We start from the raw sequence: 17,059 nt of genomic DNA, 5'->3' as shown, positions 1-17,059 counted from the left end.
GCCGACGAATGGCTCGGCCCTCCAGTATACGTGAGGCGCACGGGCCGCCTTCAGCATGCACTGGATACGCCGGGCCGCCTCGCCCATTATCCGCGCGGAGGGACGGCTTCTTCCGCCAACGCCAATAGCCCGCGGCTCAAGCAAGTGGAAGCGGACAGCCGCTTCCGCTCGCCCGCGAATTGAATCTCGACAGCCTCTTCGTCCAGGCTGATAATCTCGCCCGGGCCGAAGGTGGAATGCTTCACCTTCGTTCCGGCCCCGATCCCGCTCCATGTCCGAACCGCATTCGGGATGATAGAAGCCGCTCCTGCCTGCGGTACGGACACAGTCACCGCCTGCGCCGAGCTCGCCGCAGGCGCAGGCTGAAGCTTCTCCACATAAGACACGAACCGGGAACGCTTCGCCTTCTCCCCGCCCCGCTCCCGGTAGGACAGCAGTTCAAGCTGGGATTTTGCCCGCGTCATGCCGACATAGAATAGCCGGACCGCTTCCTCCATCTCCGCGGTCTCGCCTTTGTCGTAGCTGCGGATGTCCTCCTGCGAAGGAATGATGCCTTCCACCAGGTCGATCATGAACACATGCTCGAACTCCAGACCCTTCGCGCTGTGAAGCGTAGCGAACGTGACCGCGTTAGCGTCCCGGTTCCGCTTGGCGGAGTCCATGATCGCCTCCAGCCGCTTCAAACGTGCCGCGAAGTCTGGCAGTGTGGCGAGGCCATCGGCGATATTGTCCAGCGTGTTCAATATGCCGACGATATACTCTTTGCGGAAGCCGAGCCGCTCGCATGTTTTCTCGACGGCCTTGTCATAGCCCAGCTTCGTGCGGATAACGCGGATAGCCGCTTGCGGGGTCATCTCCTTCAGCCCGGCGAAGGTCTCCTTGCCGTCCTGCAGCAGACTGATCTGGTAGTCCTGCAGCGGCACATGGCGAAGCAAATTGTCGAAGACCGATTCGCCGTTGTGAATGTCCTTCAATGCCGCCATTTGCTGCTTCGAGATGTAGCCATTGAACTTGAGATGGATTTTTTCCAAAAGATCAGGCCGCCGGTCGGTAAACGCCATCCGCATGAAGTTCAGCACATCCTCGACCACCCAATGCGAGAAGAATCGGCTGTCCCCGTCACGGATAAAAAACGGGATGCCGGCGCGATCGAACTCATTCATCAGCGCAATCGAAGAAGAATTGTTCCGGTACAGGACAGCCGTATCGCGCAAATTGGCTATGGCGGACACGCGCTCCGCCACTTTTTTGGCCTGATCCTCGTATTCGGCGACCTCCGTGAGGGCAATCGGCCGCTGCGGCGGGTTGGCCGTGAACATCTGCTTGTCATAGCGCTGCTTGTTCTGCATGATGAAGCGGTTGGCGACTTCGACGATATTACGGGAAGAGCGGTAATTCTGCTCCATTTTCAGCAGCTTCGCATCAGGGTATACTTGCTTGAATTGAAGCAAATAATCCGGCTCCGCAGCCCGCCACGTATAAATGCTCTGATCATCGTCAGCCACAACGCACAGATTCCGGTGCGGCTGGGCAAGCTGGCCGATAATCTCATGCTGCACGAGCGACGTATCCTGGCTCTCATCGGTCAAAATATAATCATAGCGGGACTGGTACCGCTGCAGCAGCTTCCGGTCACGGCTGAACGCCTTATAGGCTACCGTCAGCATATCGTCGTAATCAAGCAGAAGCTTGTCCGTTCCCGTTCGCTTGAATTGCTCGTACTGCCGGGCGATATGCGCCGCCTTCGGCACGCTGCAAGGGACGCGCTCCCATTGATCCGAAGGAAGCAATTTATTTTTGACAAAGCTGATATAGGTCGTTAATTCATCCATCTGATCATCGGCGATATGTTCTCCTGCAATCGACTTGTATAGCTCGCGCAGGATGAGCTTTTTGTGAAGAGCCGGCATTCCCATCGGGGCTTCTTCCCGGCTCCCCAGATCGACATCCCCTTCGATGATCTGGAAATCAGTGCGCGCATTCCGGAGATGCTCGCGGGTGACCGCGAACGCCAGACTGTGAATCGTCGAGAAATCGACCCTGCGGACCGGCAGCTCAGGACAGAGCCGCGCGAACCGTTCCCTCATGTCTGCCGCAGACGCTCTGCTGAAGGTGATCGCCTTAATGCGTGACGGATCCGCCTTTTTTTCCACGATCAGGTACCCGATCTTCATCACGATTGTCGTCGTCTTCCCCGATCCGGGAGAGGCCAGCAGCAGCATTGGCCCGTCGGTATGAAGGACCGCCTCTGTCTGTACCGTATTGAGAACGATGCCCTCCCGCCGCTTGCTTGCCAAGAACCCTTCCTTCTCCTGCATGACCATACTATCCTTTCGTTGTTGCCTGTTGCTGCACTCGGTTCAAGCCCGATGTTCTCTATTGTACATGTTATCCTCCCATGAAAAAAAGAGCCCGGGCATCCGGACTCTTCGCTATATGGCACGCCCGAGGGCCGCAAATAAGCGGGAGGGGGTTACGATTGACGGTTCATCTCATAATTGTTCTGGTGCATTTCCTTAATGAGATGCTGCAAAAAATGCTGCTCCTGCTGGCTTAATCCGTGCTGATTCTCTAGAAGAAGATACTGTTGAATATTGCGGCGCAGCAATTCATTTTTGCGTTCCAACATATGCTCGTTACTCAAAATCGTCACTCCCTGCTTGAATGGATTTACGCATTCCTAATCGATGCGTAAACAGCTTCTGTAAGTATAACGGATAAGGGCCTGTCGTTGAAAACGTCCTGAAAACGCCTCAGCACGCCTCTCACGACCGGAGTGCGCTGCTTGGAGCCTGAGCGCTTCCGCTTACAGTTATCCTCCGTCATGCTCGAAAATTCAGCCCTCTGGGCATTCCGCCCAGAGCTCCTGCGGCGATTCACTCCCCATCTTGCTGCCGGGCCAACTGCGCATAGATGCTAACGATCTCCTCCAGCTTCATCCGCACAAGACCGCTGGATGACGGCGCCACGAAATCGCGCACGCCTTCTACGACCGGCTCGTCCTGGAATCCCCATTCCACGCCTCTCCGTCCGCTGTAAGCTTCATAGACGCCCTTGCCGACGAAGCATACGGTCTGCGGACGGTACGTCTCGATTTTGCGGCGAAGCAGGTTGCGCCCCTCTGCATATTCGGCCGCCGTGATGTCCGCTGCCGTCGGAGTCGGCCGGGCGACAATGTTGGTGAAGCCGTAGCCCAGCTTAAGCAGTTCTCCGTCCTCCTCGGCCCGGTACAACCTCGGGGTCAAGCCGGCCCGGTGCAGGATCGTCCAGAAGCGGTTGCGCGGATTGGCGTAATGATGGCCCGTCTCCCCCGAGCGCGGGCTTGGATTGAAGCCGACGAACAGCACATCCAGCCCCCAGGCGAGATGATCGGGTATCGGATTCATAAATACCGCCTCCTGTTCTTGATCCGAATATGGAAATTAAAAAAATTAATGGGATTAATAGTAAATGACAGCAACGACCGATTGCTGGTTCCCAGGTCAATCCTATGATTATAATACCTATGAATGGCATTAAATAAAACGCGGCCAATCCGGCTGCATGATGCAAGAAATATATGAGACGATAGACACACTATATAGAAAATACATGTCCAAGGACAAGAACCGGAGGATTCGCCCATGCTGCTCCATCTTACCTACCTCTCCGGGGAGCACAAGGTCACCGGATATTTGAGCCTGCCGCCCGGATACCGCTTGGATCCGGAGCGGCTGGGGCTCTGGCTTCGCGGCCACTATGCGTGCCCGGAGCTTCCGCGCCCGGCGGAAGCGGCCTGCGGCTGGCCGCCGGAACGCCGGGACATGTCGGCGGGCAGTTGGCCAGTCCTTCTCTATTGCCGCGGCGGAATGGGCAAGTTCGGCCGCGTGCGGACGCATTGGCTGGAGCAGTTCTCCAGCCATGGATATATCGTCTTCGCCCCGTGCTACCGCGGCAATGAAGGGGGCGAAGGCCGGGATGAATTCGGCGGCTCCGACACGGAGGATGTACGCGCCGCCTGGCGCATGCTCGTCCAACTGCCGTTCGTCGATGCGCGGCGAATCTCCGTCATGGGCTTCTCCCGCGGGGCCATCAACGCGGCTAGAACGGCGGCAGGCGCCCCCGGCATCCATCGCCTCATCCTCTGGAGCGGCGTATCGGATCTGGCCCAGACGTACGAGGAACGCATCGACCTGCGGCGCATGCTCAAGCGCGTTATCGGAGGAACGCCTGCCCGGCAGGAAGCGGCGTTCCGCCTTCGCTCTCCGATCCATCTGGCGGAGCAGATCAGCTGTCCCGTCCTGCTTATCCACGGGACGGAGGATGAGCAGGTTCCTTATGCCCATGCTGTCCGGATGCGGGACAGGCTGGCATCGCTCGGCAAGGAGACGGAACTGCATACTTATGCCGGGGAAGGTCATTTATTCCCGCCCGAGAAGCACTGCGCAGCCGTGCAGCGAATGTTCCGCTGGATCGAAGCGACGGGACGCTGACTTCGGCGCGCTGTCATACATAACCAGCCCGCTCCCGGCGCACACTGCAAGTAGAAGCGTCTTCGCCTCTTTCGAAGAGGGGCAAGCGCTGCTGCGAGAAATATAAGCCAAGTATAGACCGAATCGGGTGCTTCTTATATTTTATCAAAACGAATGAGGTGAATTCGCCATGGGTTACTCCGGCGTTCGTTTTTGGCTGCTGTGCTGCGCCGCATCATTGCTAGGGATCACGGCATCCTGCGCCAAGCCGAATCCGATTGAACCGCCCAGTCCGACAAGCACGGCGCTGCTGGACGGATCGCATATCGATGCGAGAGGCAGCCGGCTGATTCCGCTGCGCGAAGCCGCGCATGCGCTCGGATTGCGAATGGAGGATCGCGACCAGGTCGTGCGCATCGGCTATACCGACGTGATCTATGAGCTGTATCCGGGACGCCCCGAAGCGCTTGCTTCCGGCCAGCCGATCACGCTGCCGCAAGCCCCCGTCCGGCTCAAGGGAGCGCCGTTCGCCACCGTCGAATCCCTGTCCCTGCTGCTCCAGGCTCCGGTGCAATGGAATCCGGAACGGCAGACCATTGATATCGGGGCGATCCGGATGCAGGGCAGACGCCGCCCGACGGCGGCATCTCGGCGCGCGGGCTCCGCATGACCGGCACGGGGGTGGATGCCCAGGCCTTGATTCAATACGCGAAATCGTTCCTGGGGGTCCCGTACCAATTCGGTACCGCTCCTTATGAAGAATCGAAGAAGTTCGACTGCTCCTCCTTCACCCAGCATGTGTTCGGGCATTACGGAATCAAGCTTCCGCGCGTGGCTCAGGATCAGGCCAAGCAGGGCTCCGCCGTCACCCGGGATAAGCTCATGCCGGGAGATCTGGTCTTCTTCACCGTTCCCGGACGGTTCGAGAATGACCGGATTCCGGGACATGTCGGCATCTATATCGGCGATGGAAAGTTCATTCATACATGGGGCGACCCGGGCGTCCAAATCAGTGATATGGACGGTGGACATTGGGGCTCCGTGCGCCTGTCGATGCGCCGGGTCATCTAACCGGAGGGCCTGTTCGCACGGTCTGGCCGGACAAGGGGCAGTCGCTAGGAATTCAAGATTGCAGGAAGCGAGTGAAGAATAGGATGGGAATCTCCGGCCGGATCACGATATAATGGATAAGATAATCCGGTGATATGGAGGAGAAGCGGCACTACAACCGCCGCGCTTCCCGCACCCCGGGTTGACCTGAAGCCAAATGGGGGAGCGACGATGAAGCATTGGGGAAAAACCGTCGTATTTCTGGTGGTGGCCGCCGTCTTGACGCGGGTCATTCCGTTTTCTTCTTTCTTTCGCAATGTAGATACGCTCGTGCATGAGTTCGGTCACGCGATCGTCACCCTGCTCGTGTCCGGCAAAGTATTGTATATTCATTTATTCGCCGATCATAGCGGAGTCACGTACTCTTCCGCGGCAGCCCATTCGTGGCGCTTCATTCTTATCGCGCTCGCCGGCTATATCGTCTCTACGGTGTTCGCTGTCCTGCTGTTCTACGGACATTCCCGCGGGAAGCAGCAGACCGGATTAATGGCTGTTCTTATCCTCACGGCCATTAGCCTGCTCTTCTTCGTGCGTAACGGCTACGGCGTCATGTGGTGCATCGGCTTCCTGCTCTTGACCGCCGCGATCTGCTTCTGCCCATGGCCATGGCTGCGGCAAGGCTATTACTTGCTGGTCGCCTTCATCGCCCTGGTGGAATCGGTCCTGGGCCCCGTATTCTTGCTCATCCTGGCCGTGCAGAATCCGGGCCAGGCCGGGGATGCCGCCAATCTGGCGCGGCTGACCCCGGTTCCGGCCGCCTTGTGGGCGCTCCTGTTCACGGCGGTCGCCCTCCTCGGAGCGAGGGAATGCCTGCGGCTCTTCCTTCATCCGAGGAAGAGCCCCCGCTCCCGCTAACGGCGTCCGGGCCGATGCAGCTCTGCCTAGATTCGCCGCATATGAACGGCTAAGCGTTGCGGGTGAAGCGCATTGCTGCCGTGAACTGCATAGAAGGAAGGGACTGTCCCATAGGGATTGAAGCATGATGCCGGGCAAGAATGGACAACAGAGCATGTAGAGGGGGAATGGCGGTGGCGGGACTAGCGGCGAATCCTGCATTTGTACAGGAATTTATGCTATTTCAGCCGCTACCTAAGGCAGTTCCTGCAAAAGCCAGGCTGTTGAGAAAGCCCAAGGGATTTTGTGACACTTCATTTTTTATGTGGTGGATCTCGTTTCTCAGTAGAAAAAATCGATTTAAAACGCTATGGGTCCAAGTTGTGAGTAGGAAAATGGACAATCTCCACCCATTCGTAAAAAACAGGGGTTTTCCAACGGCCTGGAAACTGCACCATTTCCCTAGACACTTCTATCCGGTAGGCGAAATCCGCAAAAACTGCACGATTTCTCCAGACGCGCCTATTCGGTAAGCAAAATCCTGCGTCAATACAGCAATTCGATATGGACGACTTGACCAGAAAGGGAATCCTGCAAAACGGCAGGAATTTCAGCCGTTTCGCTTCGGCTTGAAGCAAAAGGGCCTAAAATGATGTAGATTTGCAGCAATTCCTCGGGATGTGGAACTCATTGAGCCGAAATTCCTGTAAAATAGCAGTAATTCCCACCACACGTTCAAGCCCCAGGAGGCAACGATGCCTCCAGAAGGCGATGATGCATCTTGAAGGCGATGATGCCCCCCAAGGCTCCGACGCGGTCTCTTGGATCCCGTAAAATCAGGCCGTTGAGAAGTATATGGGAGTTTTCGCCACTTCATTTTTTATATAGTGGAGATCGTCTCTCAGTAGAAAATATTCTGAGTACCAAGTTTTGATTGTGTAAATGGACATCTCCGCCCATTCGTAAAAAACAGGGGTTTTCCAACGGCCTGAAAAGTGCATCCTTTTTGCCGATTTTCGCTTCCACTCCAATGACAGGACTGAAATTCATGTTGTTTTGCAGGAATTTCGTTAACGGAGTATACGTCACAAGGGAAAACTGTATTTTCGCAGTTTTGTCGGCAAGTCGAGTTATGAGAAGCAGGGTAGGGTCATGGGGGCCGTCTCAATGTAGGTAAAAACTACTTATGGGACAGCCCCCTCTTCGTATCCCACTTACATATTCAGCCTCGAGATGAATTCCTCCGCGGCGCTATATCCCTGCTGCTGCAAATAATAGTTGTTGGCCGCCGCCTCGACGAGGCTGGCGACATCCCGTCCGGGCTGAAGCTGAATCTGGACCGTCGGAACCTTGACGTCCATATATTCCGTGAACCGGGGCTCCAGCTCCAGTTCGTTGTTCAGCTCGTTGTCCTTCCATTTCGTCAGCTCGATATCAAGCACGATGCGGGTCTCTTCCTGAAAGGCGCTGCGTCCGTAGATGCGGGCCACGTTAATAAGTCCGATGCTGCGCAAAGCGAGAAATTCACGCGTCTTGCCGTCATGGGAGCCGATCAGCGTCTCCGGGTTCATCTTGCGCAGGACGACCGCGTCATCCGAGACGAGGCGATGCCCCCGGCGGATAAGCGTCAGCGCCGTCTCGCTCTTGCCGATGCCCGACTTGCCGCGCAGCAGGATGCCGATGCCCGCCACGTTCATGCATACGCCGTGCACCTGAATCTCGGGCGCCAGCATTTTCGTCACATAAGAATCAACCAGTCCGATGAACTTCGATGTCGTCATGGAGGTGCGCAGCAGCGGAATGTCTTCCCGCCGGCAATGATCGATCAAGTACGTGAGCCCTTCCTGATCCCGAGTAACGACAAAGCAAGGGGGATGGTATTTCACGACGTTTTTGATCCGGGCGTCGCGCTCTTCCTCGGTCAATGTATGAAGGTACCCGATCTCCTTCAGTCCAAGCACTTGAATGCGTTCCTGCGGGAAAAATTCATAGTACCCGGCGAATTCAAGTCCCGGACGGTGCACGCGTGTATTGGAAATGGTGCGGTTCAGGCGGTTCTCGCCCGTCAGCACTTCAAGCTTGAACTTCTCCACAAGCTGTTGAATCATGACCGTTTTCATCTCATCACCTCATCGGATCCAATGTTCCTTATATTCTAACAAAAAGGAGAGCGAAAAACCCATCCATCGTGAAATTTTTCACTAATTTATTTAGAAAAAAATGACTCGTTGGACCAAGAAGGAAAAAAGGAGACCCAACCGTAGTTTTTCGCTACAACGAGGACCCCCTTATTCTTAAAGCTTCAGTGGCCGAAAAACTGCAGGAATGCAGTATTCCCTTATGACGCTTACTTCGATACAGGAATTCCTGCATAAATAGGCTGTTGAGAAAGTCCGAGGGATTTTGTGGCACTTCATTTTTTGTGTGGTGGATCTCGTCTCTCCGTAGAAAAAATCGATTTAAAACGCTATGGGTGCCAAGTTTTGAGTAGGAGAATGGAAAATCTCCACCCATTCGTAAAAACAGGGGATTTCCAACGGCCTGAAAACTGTACCATTTCCCTGGACACACCTATTCGGTAAGCAAAATTTGCAAAACTGCACGATTTCTACAGACACGCCTATTCGGTAAGCAAAATCCTGCGCAATTACAGCAATTCGATATGGACAACTTTCCCAGAAGGGGAATCCTGCAAAACTGCAGGAATTTCACCCGTTCCGCTTCGGCTTGAAGCAAAAGGGCCTAAAATGATGTAGATTTGCAGCAATTCCTCGGGATGTGACTCATTGAGCCGAAATTCCTGTAAAATAGCAGCAATTCCCTCCACACGTTCTAGCCCCAGGAGGCAATGATGCCTCCTGAAGGCGATGATGCCCCCCGGATCCGACGCGGACTCTTGGATCCCGTAAAATCAGGCCGTTGAAAAGCCTATGGGAATTTTCACCACTTCATTTTGTGGAGCTCGTCTCTCAGTAGAAAATATTCTGAGTGCCAAGTTTTGAGTAGGGGAATGGACAATCTCCACCCATTCGTAAAAAACAGGGGTTTTCTAACCGCCTCATTAACGCAGGATCTCACCTGCACCTTCCATCTTCCGTACCTAACTTCCCGCCTCCAGCTTCATCCTCTTCGTCCCCTGTCTTCTCATAGATTGGGTGATGCTTCGGATACCGGGAAACCATTCCCGCCGCATGCCAGGTTGTCTGGAAATCTGTTGTGATATTACCGATATCACTATTATAGTCGAAGAGATCGGCAGAGGGAATTGAATCTCTCTTTTAGATTTCTATTTTCTGCATGAAATTGTATAATAATGTACGACGAACAATCGTTTCTATGAGAATGGACTGAGAAAACAGGTTACGAACATTTACCATGATAAATTCCACATTTTCTTCTCTTAAAAACGTCCATTTTATTTTAATTTCTGGCGAACAAGTGGTACACTAAGTGTAAACGCAAACATTGGGTATGTCATTTTGGATATACTCATAGATTTGGCATAATCCGTAAGGAGGTCTAGCATTCATGTCGGCTGCAGAAGTTACTGAGAAGGAAAGGGTATGGAAGGATTACTATGGACCCAATCTCGGGTACATCCAGGAACAGTACGAGCAATACGTTAACGATCCCGAATCCGTCGAAGCGAATTACCGGGACCTGTTCGCCCGCTTCGGGCCGCCGCCTGCTTCAATCGGTTCCCTAGCAGATGGAGCAGCTGCTCCGGTCTCGCTGGACGGAGACGGGTTAAATAAAGTCGTCTCCGCCGTCAAGCTGGCCGGCATTATCCGCACCTTCGGCCATCTGGCGGCCGATATCGATCCATTGGGCATTAATCCGCCCGTGGATACCCGCCGCTTCGAGCCGGAGGCCTACGGCCTGACCCGTGCGGATCTGGAAGTTCTGCCTGCCTCGATCGTGTTGAAGGAGGCGCCTGCCGGCGTCCATACCTGCTGGGATGCGATTGAGCATTTGCGGGCGGTGTACACCCGATCCATCGCGTACGAATTCAGACATGTGCATGACGAGGAAGAATTGAAGTGGCTGCGCAGACATACGGAATGCCTCAACTCACCAGAGCCGCTTACTTCAGCCGAACGCGTCGCTCTCTTAAAACGACTGATCGAGGTGGAACAGTTCGAGACGTTCCTGCACCGCACTTTCGTCGGGCAGAAGCGCTTCTCGATTGAAGGCACTGATGTTCTCGTGCCGATGCTAGACGAACTCGTCCGCACCTCCGCGGCCAACGGCACTCAGCATATCCTCATGGGCATGGCCCATAGAGGCCGGTTAAACGTGCTCGCACACGTGCTTGGGAAGCCGTACGGCAAGATTTTCTCGGAGTTCCATCACTCTCCGAACAAGGATCTGTTCCCGTCGGAAGGCTCGATGGGCATCAACTACGGCTGGACCGGCGACGTGAAGTATCATCTGGGCGCCGACCGCTCCGTAACCGAAGGCAATTCCGTGCGGACCAAGGTTACGCTCGCGAACAACCCGAGCCATCTGGAATACGTCAATCCGGTCGTGGAGGGCTTCTCCCGCGCCGCTCAGGATGACCGCAGCCAGCCGGGCTATCCGCTCCAGGATACCGGAAATGCCGCGGCGGTGCTCATGCACGGCGACGCCGCCTTCCCCGGGGAAGGCATCGTCTCCGAGACGCTGAACTTCAACAAGCTGCGCGGCTTCCAGAACGGAGGCACGCTGCACATTATCGTCAATAACCGCATCGGGTTCACGACGAAGAGCGAAGACTCCCGCTCGACACATTATGCGAGCGACCTGGCCAAAGGCTTCGAGATTCCGATCGTGCACGTGAATGCAGACGATCCGGATGCTTGCATCGCGGCCGTTCGCATGGCGGTCGAATACCGGAGCGTGTTCAAGAAGGATTTCCTGATCGATCTGATCGGCTACCGCCGCCACGGCCACAACGAGATGGACGATCCGGAAGGCACGTCGCCGTTCGTGTACAGCAAGGTCAACCAGCATCCGACCGCGTATGTCATTTACGGCGAGCGGTTGAAGCAGGAAGGCTTGGTGGACGACTCGCAGATCGGCCAGATGAAGAAGGATGCCGAAGCTGTCCTGCAGCAAGCGTATGACAAGATGAAGGAGACGACCGACCGGGCGTACCGCCACAACACGGGCGAGCCGCCAAGCCGCTTGTCCGGCAACGGCACGGCCGTGCCGATCGAGCAGCTGCGGGAGATCAACCGCGAGCTGCTCGAGGTCCCGGAGGGCTTCCAGGTCTATCCGAAGCTGCAGCGCATTTTGCAGCGCCGGGCCAATGCGCTCGATGAGGGCGAGAAGGTCGACTGGGCGCTCGCCGAGACGCTGGCGTTCGCGACGATCCTGGCGGAAGGGCAGCCCATCCGCATCACCGGGCAAGATTCTGAGCGGGGCACCTTCTCGCAGCGCCACCTCGTGCTGCATGACTATAAGACGGGCGACACGTTCTCGCCGCTCCACCGGATACCGCAGGCGAAGGCCTCCTTCGCTATCTATAACAGCCCGCTGTCCGAGGCATCTGTACTCGGATATGAATACGGGTATAACGTATTCGCGCCAGAGACGCTCGTTATCTGGGAAGCGCAATACGGCGACTTCGCCAATGCGGCGCAAGTCATTTTCGACCAGTTCATCGCTGCCGGCCGGGCGAAATGGAACCAGAAGTCCAATCTCGTCGTCCTGCTGCCGCATGGCTTCGAAGGCCAAGGGCCGGAGCATTCCAGCGCCCGTCTGGAGCGGTTCCTGCAATCGTCCGCAGAGCATAACTGGACGGTTGCCAATCTGACCAGCGCGGCGCAATACTTCCATCTGCTGCGCCGTCAGGCCGCAATCGGCGGAACCGATGAAGCGCGTCCGCTCATCGTCATGGCGCCGAAGAGCCTGCTGCGCAACCAGCGGAGCGCCTCGCCGGGCCGCGAGCTCAGCGAAGGGCACTTCCACCCGGTATGGGATGAAGCCGTGGAAGGCGAGCAGCCGAAGAAGGTCGAGCGCCTCCTTCTCGCTACCGGCAAGATGGCGATCGATCTGCAGACCGAACTGGAGACATCGGATCGGGATCACTCCTGGCTGCATATGATCCGGGTCGAACAGCTCTATCCATTCCCGCAGGAAGAGATTGCGGCGATTATCGGACGCTATCCGGCTCTGAAGGAGATCGTCTGGGTACAGGAAGAACCGAAAAATATGGGCGCCTGGACGTACATGGAGCCGCGGATTCGCGAAGTGGCTCCGAAGAAGGTGCCTGTCCATTATATCGGACGTCCGGAGCATTCCAGCCCGGCGAGCGGGTATGCGGATGTCCATAGCTTCGAACAACGGCAAATCATTACGGAATCATTGCATCGCTCGACAAAAACTAATTAACCTGGGAGGTTACGGTCGTGGCTGAAATCAAAGTGCCTGATCTTGGAGAATCGATATCGGAAGGAACCTTGCATAAATGGCTTGTCAAAGTAGGCGATACAGTAGGTCAAGGGGATCTGCTCGCCGAGTTGGAAACCGATAAAGTCAATCTGGAAATCAGTGCCGAAGAGAGCGGAGTCATTGAATCGATCCTGAGAGGGGAAGGCGAGAATGTCGCTGTCGGCGAAGTGATCGCCGTCATCGGCTCCGGGGCGGGAGCAAGCGCTCCAGCGGCTCCAGCGGCTCCGGCAGCTGCAGCGGAAGCGATTGCCGCCGAGAAGGAGAGCGCTCCGACAGCAGCTCCGGCAGCGCCGCCAGCGCCCGCCTCAGTGCCTGCGCCTGCTGCGGACAGCGGCGCATACTACGCCTCTCCGGCGGCGCGCAAGCTGGCGAGAGAGAAGGGCATCGACCTGAACGGCGTCTCTGCGCGCGACCCGATCGGCCGCATCCAGCATGATGATGTGCAGGCGAACGCAGCCCGTCCGGCGGCAGCGCCAGCAGAGGCTTCAACAGCGCCGGCGAAGCCTGCGGCACCGGCCTCCGGTGCGGCGGCCGACCCGGCCAAGCCGATCGAGCGCCAGCGCATGTCCCGCCGCCGCCAGACGATCGCGACCCGCCTGGTGGAGGCGCAGCAGACGGCAGCCATGCTGACGACGTTCAACGAAGTCGACATGACCGCGATTCTCGATATCCGCAAGCGGCGCAAAGACGCCTTCAAGGAAAAGCATGATGTGGGCCTCGGCTTCATGTCGTTCTTCACCAAGGCGGTCGTCGGCGCATTGAAGGCTTACCCGCTGCTGAACGCCGAGATCGACGGACAAGATATTCTCGTGAAGAAGTTCTACGATATCGGCATCGCCGTCGCGGCGAAGGAAGGCCTTGTCGTGCCGGTCGTTCGCGACGCGGATCGCCTCGGCTTCGCGGAGATTGAGCGTTCTATCGGCGAACTGGCGTCGAAGGCACGCTCCAACTCGTTGGCGCTGTCCGATCTGCAAGGCGGCTCCTTCACGATTACGAACGGCGGCGTCTTCGGTTCCCTGCTGTCGACGCCAATCTTGAACGCGCCGCAGGTCGGCATCCTCGGCATGCACAAGATTCAACTGCGTCCGGTCGCTATCGATGAAGAGCGTTCGGAGAACCGTCCGATGATGTACATCGCCCTTTCCTATGATCACCGCATCGTCGATGGAGCGGAAGCGGTCGGATTCCTGGTTAAGGTCAAGGAGATGCTGGAAGATCCGGAGACGCTGCTCCTCGAAGGATAATACGGCTTTAAAAGACGTTACAGTCAGCCGGCTCTGCAGAGCCGGCTGTGCTGCGTTCTCTGCGCGCCGGCGCGGCCCGGTTGGATGCGCGAAGCCCATGTTCCGCAGCCGTGCTCATACGGCCTGTCGGCCATGCTTAACCCTTGCGGGGAATTGCTTTGACTTCCCGGAATCGACGTGATAGGATAATTTTGGAGATAGCGTATTGTAGAGTAACGCATCGATATTGGCCACTATGCGGCTGCCTGCAGGCAGGCCGCTTTTTCTGTATTATGCGGCCGACCTGAATCAGCATGGTGTAACGGAGGTGCAGCGGTTGACGACAACCGTATTTTTCGCTTCAAAATCGCTAGGCGCCCTGACAGACAGCCAACTGCAGCGGATGCTGGACCGGTTCGGGCTGGGCCGATTGCTTCGCTCCGCGCCTACGGAGCACGGAGTCATGAAGCAGACGCTGTTCATCACGTCCACAGCCGGGGAGTTCGTGCTGAAGGGCAATCCACTCTATCCCGGACAGTGGGAGGAGGAAGCGTATTTTATCCGTCATTTGCATGCAAATACCGGACTCAAGGTGCCTTATCCTTATCTGATTGACGAGTCGGATGATATTTTCGGCTGGAGCTATGCGCTGATGCCCCGGCTGCCCGGACGGCATATTCACGATCCTGAGCTGCTTCATCATGAAGATGCATGCGCCATCGCAGCAGCGCTCGGGCGCGCCCTGCTCGCGCTGCACGGCTGGAAGGCGGAGCATCCCGGGGAATTCGACCCGGACAGCGGCCATATTCGCCCGTTCGCCGGTTCCTACACAACGTGGCTGTACGGAACGATTCGCTATTGGCTCGACGACGCCGCGAACTACTCCGTTATGACGGACCAGGACAAGAATTGGGTCGAACAGCTATTGGAGAACGCGCAGGCGACGATGGACAGGTTGGACTCCCCCAGCTTCGTCATGGGCGACTTCAAGCCGGAAAACGTGCTCGTGCAGCAAACCGATCGAGGCTGGGAAGTCAGCGGCGTAATCGATTTTACTACGTCTTATTTCGGAGATGCCGCCGCAGACTTGCCGAAGTTGACGGCACTGTATCTGGAACGGGGAGAAGAAGAGGAAGCCGCCAGCTTCCTGTCCGCCTATGTTCAGGGGAGCTCCTTTGCCGGGGATCGCGGTCTGCTGCAGGAACATGGCTTGGACGACTTTGTGGAACGGTTCCGCATCCATATGCTGCATCAGCGGCTGCTGCGCTGGGGCTGCGCTCATGCGATGAAGCAGATCCCCTGGGATCCGGCGCTCTCCTTCTCCGCGTGGGCCGAGCCGTATACCGAAGCGGCGGCAAGATTGCTTAGAGTGAACCAGGATCGGGAGGCCCGCCCGAGTCAGCCCATGAATTGATTTACGGCGTCCCGCCCGAATAAGCCACCAGCACTTCCGTGATGATGATGACCGCCGCCATCAGAACGAGAATCGACGGTCCCTGATATTTGGCGGAGCACCATTTCTTAATAGCGAAGTAACCGGCAAAAAAAACGAGAATCATCCAGCGAACGGCATCGTACTTCGGCGTGGCCAGCAGAAAAAATCCGACAAAAGCGGCGACCGCGGCATAGAACATCCATTTGATCCGCACTAGTTGTACTCCTTCCAATACCGGTACTGAATATCCTTCTGCCCGTTCGTAACGATGACCATGTTTTCGATTTTGCCTGTCTCGATATTAGTGCGGTAGATCATCGTCCTCGTCTCTCCGGCATCAGGAACCGGCGGAATATATTTGTCCAGGAAGAAAGCACCCCCTACGCCCGAGGCATGCTGAACCCACGGCTTGCTTCCCCGGGTCAGTAAAAGGCCGACGCCATAGCTGGTCGCCGTTTTCGCCGCGGATCCCATAAAATTCTCGAATGCGCCTGTTGTATGTTTTTGCTCCCAATAGGTATATTTCGATTCGTCCTGTTCATAGCTGACCACATTGCCCTTGCGGTCCACCGAGATCATCGTCTTGTCCTTGCCCTCCTGCAGCGGGTAATTCACGACGACGGAATCGCGCGTCATCTTCGTCGTCCCTCCTCCCCCGAGGTAATCTGTTCTCTCCACCTCATCAGAATATTTCAGGCTAATAATATTCATCTTGTCATGAGCTTCCTGCATCAGGTTTTTATCGCCCAGCTCCTTCGCCTGCTTCAGGATGTCCTCATATTTCCGGTATTCCTCCACGTCGTCATCGTCCCAATCCTTGAATTGGTCTGCCGCGGAATCGGCGCCAGGCTCGGCTCCGGCCCCCAGCACGCTGCCTACGAACGCCGCTCCGGCGGCCGCCTGGACAACCGCGTTGATGATGGCCGGGATCCCCCCGGCAGGCGTCCCGTCCGCTTCCCGGAACCGGCGCGCGATATCCTTCAATTCCAGCTCTATCTCCTGAAGCTTAGCCAAGAAGGAAGAAAATACCTGCTGAGATGACTGGAACTCGCTGTAGAAGCGGTTCTTCTCCATGCCCATCCACTGCGATTCCAGCGACTTGATGGCCTTCTGAAGTCCCTCCATTTGCGTTTTGGATAGTCCGTACGCCAAATGGAACATATTTGCCACATTATCGATTTGCTCTGGTTTGATCGTAATGCGCATCGTGCATCCATTCCCTTATCTTGAATTTGATATGATTATAGCGAATCACCGCCCTCATTCCCAGCGAGGAATTTCCTAATTTTTTACTGCCATTCCGAAGCGGCTCCCGGGACTCCTCCTCATAATGGACCATTCAGTCTCTCTGCAGCCCGGACCTGTGAATCGGGACTTACGGCTTATCAGTTCGAGACATTTTGGGTTTGACAATTGAAAAAAAAGGAATATACTTCTCAATAATATGAATTTGAATACACCGGAATTGCATGTTCAGCTGTATCAGGCGATTGCGGCGCGGGATGCCGATACCGCCGCGCGCTTGTCGCTGGCCAATCTGGCGCCGCAATGCCGCCGGGGCAGCGAATAAC

15 protein-coding genes are annotated in these 17,059 nt (G+C 56.3%); 8 read left to right on the top strand and 7 right to left on the bottom strand.

The window, feature by feature from the left end:
- Positions 1 to 86: 86 nt before the first annotated feature.
- The 3 genes from FLT43_RS18685 to FLT43_RS18680 all read right to left on the bottom strand — a co-directional run bounded on the left by FLT43_RS18685 (position 87) and on the right by FLT43_RS18680 (position 3,386).
- Positions 87 to 2,318: an ATP-dependent helicase gene (locus FLT43_RS18685; protein WP_087444152.1), complete on the bottom strand. Its 2,232-nt coding sequence runs from the start codon at positions 2,316 to 2,318 to the stop codon at positions 87 to 89.
- A 155-nt stretch (positions 2,319 to 2,473) separates the two neighbouring features.
- On the bottom strand, positions 2,474 to 2,653 hold the full coding sequence (locus FLT43_RS29410; RefSeq protein ID WP_390942480.1) for a hypothetical protein: 180 nt from the start codon (positions 2,651 to 2,653) through the stop codon (positions 2,474 to 2,476).
- A 223-nt stretch (positions 2,654 to 2,876) separates the two neighbouring features.
- The gene (locus tag FLT43_RS18680) at positions 2,877 to 3,386 is read right to left on the bottom strand and encodes a mismatch-specific DNA-glycosylase (protein ID WP_087444153.1); all 510 of its coding nucleotides are present in this window, start codon (positions 3,384 to 3,386) and stop codon (positions 2,877 to 2,879) included.
- 237 nt (positions 3,387 to 3,623) lie between these two features.
- On the opposite strand from FLT43_RS18680, the gene FLT43_RS18675 reads away from it, so the two are divergent.
- The 4 genes from FLT43_RS18675 (at position 3,624) to FLT43_RS18665 (ending at position 6,416) form a co-directional block, all read left to right on the top strand.
- Positions 3,624 to 4,472 (top strand): alpha/beta hydrolase family protein, encoded by an 849-nt coding sequence (locus FLT43_RS18675; RefSeq protein ID WP_087444154.1) that lies wholly within the window; start codon positions 3,624 to 3,626, stop codon positions 4,470 to 4,472.
- 169 nt (positions 4,473 to 4,641) lie between these two features.
- A complete protein-coding gene (locus FLT43_RS30230; RefSeq protein ID WP_244194324.1) occupies positions 4,642 to 5,121 on the top strand; it encodes a copper amine oxidase N-terminal domain-containing protein in 480 nt (159 codons plus the stop codon).
- The gene (locus FLT43_RS30225; protein WP_244194325.1) at positions 5,118 to 5,522 is read left to right on the top strand and encodes a C40 family peptidase; all 405 of its coding nucleotides are present in this window, start codon (positions 5,118 to 5,120) and stop codon (positions 5,520 to 5,522) included. Before FLT43_RS30230 ends, FLT43_RS30225 begins: the two co-directional genes overlap by 4 nt.
- Positions 5,523 to 5,732: 210 nt before the next feature.
- A complete protein-coding gene (locus FLT43_RS18665; protein WP_087444155.1) occupies positions 5,733 to 6,416 on the top strand; it encodes a M50 family metallopeptidase in 684 nt (227 codons plus the stop codon).
- A gap of 1,193 nt (positions 6,417 to 7,609) precedes the next feature.
- Here the strand turns inward: FLT43_RS18665 and hprK are convergent.
- On the bottom strand, positions 7,610 to 8,515 hold the full coding sequence (gene hprK, locus FLT43_RS18660; RefSeq protein WP_087444157.1) for an HPr(Ser) kinase/phosphatase: 906 nt from the start codon (positions 8,513 to 8,515) through the stop codon (positions 7,610 to 7,612).
- Positions 8,516 to 9,042: 527 nt separating this feature from the next.
- A complete protein-coding gene (locus tag FLT43_RS18655) occupies positions 9,043 to 9,222 on the bottom strand; it encodes a hypothetical protein (RefSeq protein ID WP_115057750.1) in 180 nt (59 codons plus the stop codon).
- A 701-nt stretch (positions 9,223 to 9,923) separates the two neighbouring features.
- Between FLT43_RS18655 and FLT43_RS18650 the strand changes: the two genes are divergently transcribed.
- From FLT43_RS18650 to FLT43_RS18640, 3 genes are all read left to right on the top strand, one after another.
- Positions 9,924 to 12,770 (top strand): 2-oxoglutarate dehydrogenase E1 component, encoded by a 2,847-nt coding sequence (locus FLT43_RS18650; protein WP_087444158.1) that lies wholly within the window; start codon positions 9,924 to 9,926, stop codon positions 12,768 to 12,770.
- A gap of 17 nt (positions 12,771 to 12,787) precedes the next feature.
- Complete coding sequence (odhB, locus tag FLT43_RS18645; protein WP_087444159.1) at positions 12,788 to 14,074, top strand: 2-oxoglutarate dehydrogenase complex dihydrolipoyllysine-residue succinyltransferase; 1,287 nt, start codon at positions 12,788 to 12,790, stop codon at positions 14,072 to 14,074.
- 235 nt (positions 14,075 to 14,309) lie between these two features.
- Complete coding sequence (locus FLT43_RS18640; protein ID WP_307719730.1) at positions 14,310 to 15,467, top strand: phosphotransferase family protein; 1,158 nt, start codon at positions 14,310 to 14,312, stop codon at positions 15,465 to 15,467.
- A gap of 1 nt (position 15,468) precedes the next feature.
- On the opposite strand, the gene FLT43_RS18635 is transcribed toward FLT43_RS18640, so the two are convergent.
- Positions 15,469 to 15,702, bottom strand: coding sequence for a hypothetical protein (locus FLT43_RS18635; protein ID WP_087444160.1), 234 nt, complete (start codon positions 15,700 to 15,702; stop codon positions 15,469 to 15,471).
- Positions 15,702 to 16,694, bottom strand: coding sequence for a WXG100 family type VII secretion target (locus tag FLT43_RS18630; RefSeq protein ID WP_087444161.1), 993 nt, complete (start codon positions 16,692 to 16,694; stop codon positions 15,702 to 15,704). The genes FLT43_RS18635 and FLT43_RS18630 overlap by 1 nt, the downstream gene beginning before the upstream one ends.
- A gap of 238 nt (positions 16,695 to 16,932) precedes the next feature.
- Here FLT43_RS18630 and FLT43_RS30550 point away from each other — a divergent pair, with 238 nt between their 5' ends.
- Positions 16,933 to 17,058: a hypothetical protein gene (locus FLT43_RS30550; RefSeq protein WP_255321640.1), complete on the top strand. Its 126-nt coding sequence runs from the start codon at positions 16,933 to 16,935 to the stop codon at positions 17,056 to 17,058.
- Position 17,059: the final 1 nt, after the last annotated feature.

The sequence above is a fragment of the Paenibacillus thiaminolyticus genome, from assembly GCF_007066085.1.
Lineage (GTDB): Bacteria > Bacillota > Bacilli > Paenibacillales > Paenibacillaceae > Paenibacillus_B > Paenibacillus_B thiaminolyticus.
The sequence above is the reverse complement of the archived record's forward strand: the minus strand, read 5'-3'. Positions and strand labels throughout refer to the sequence as shown.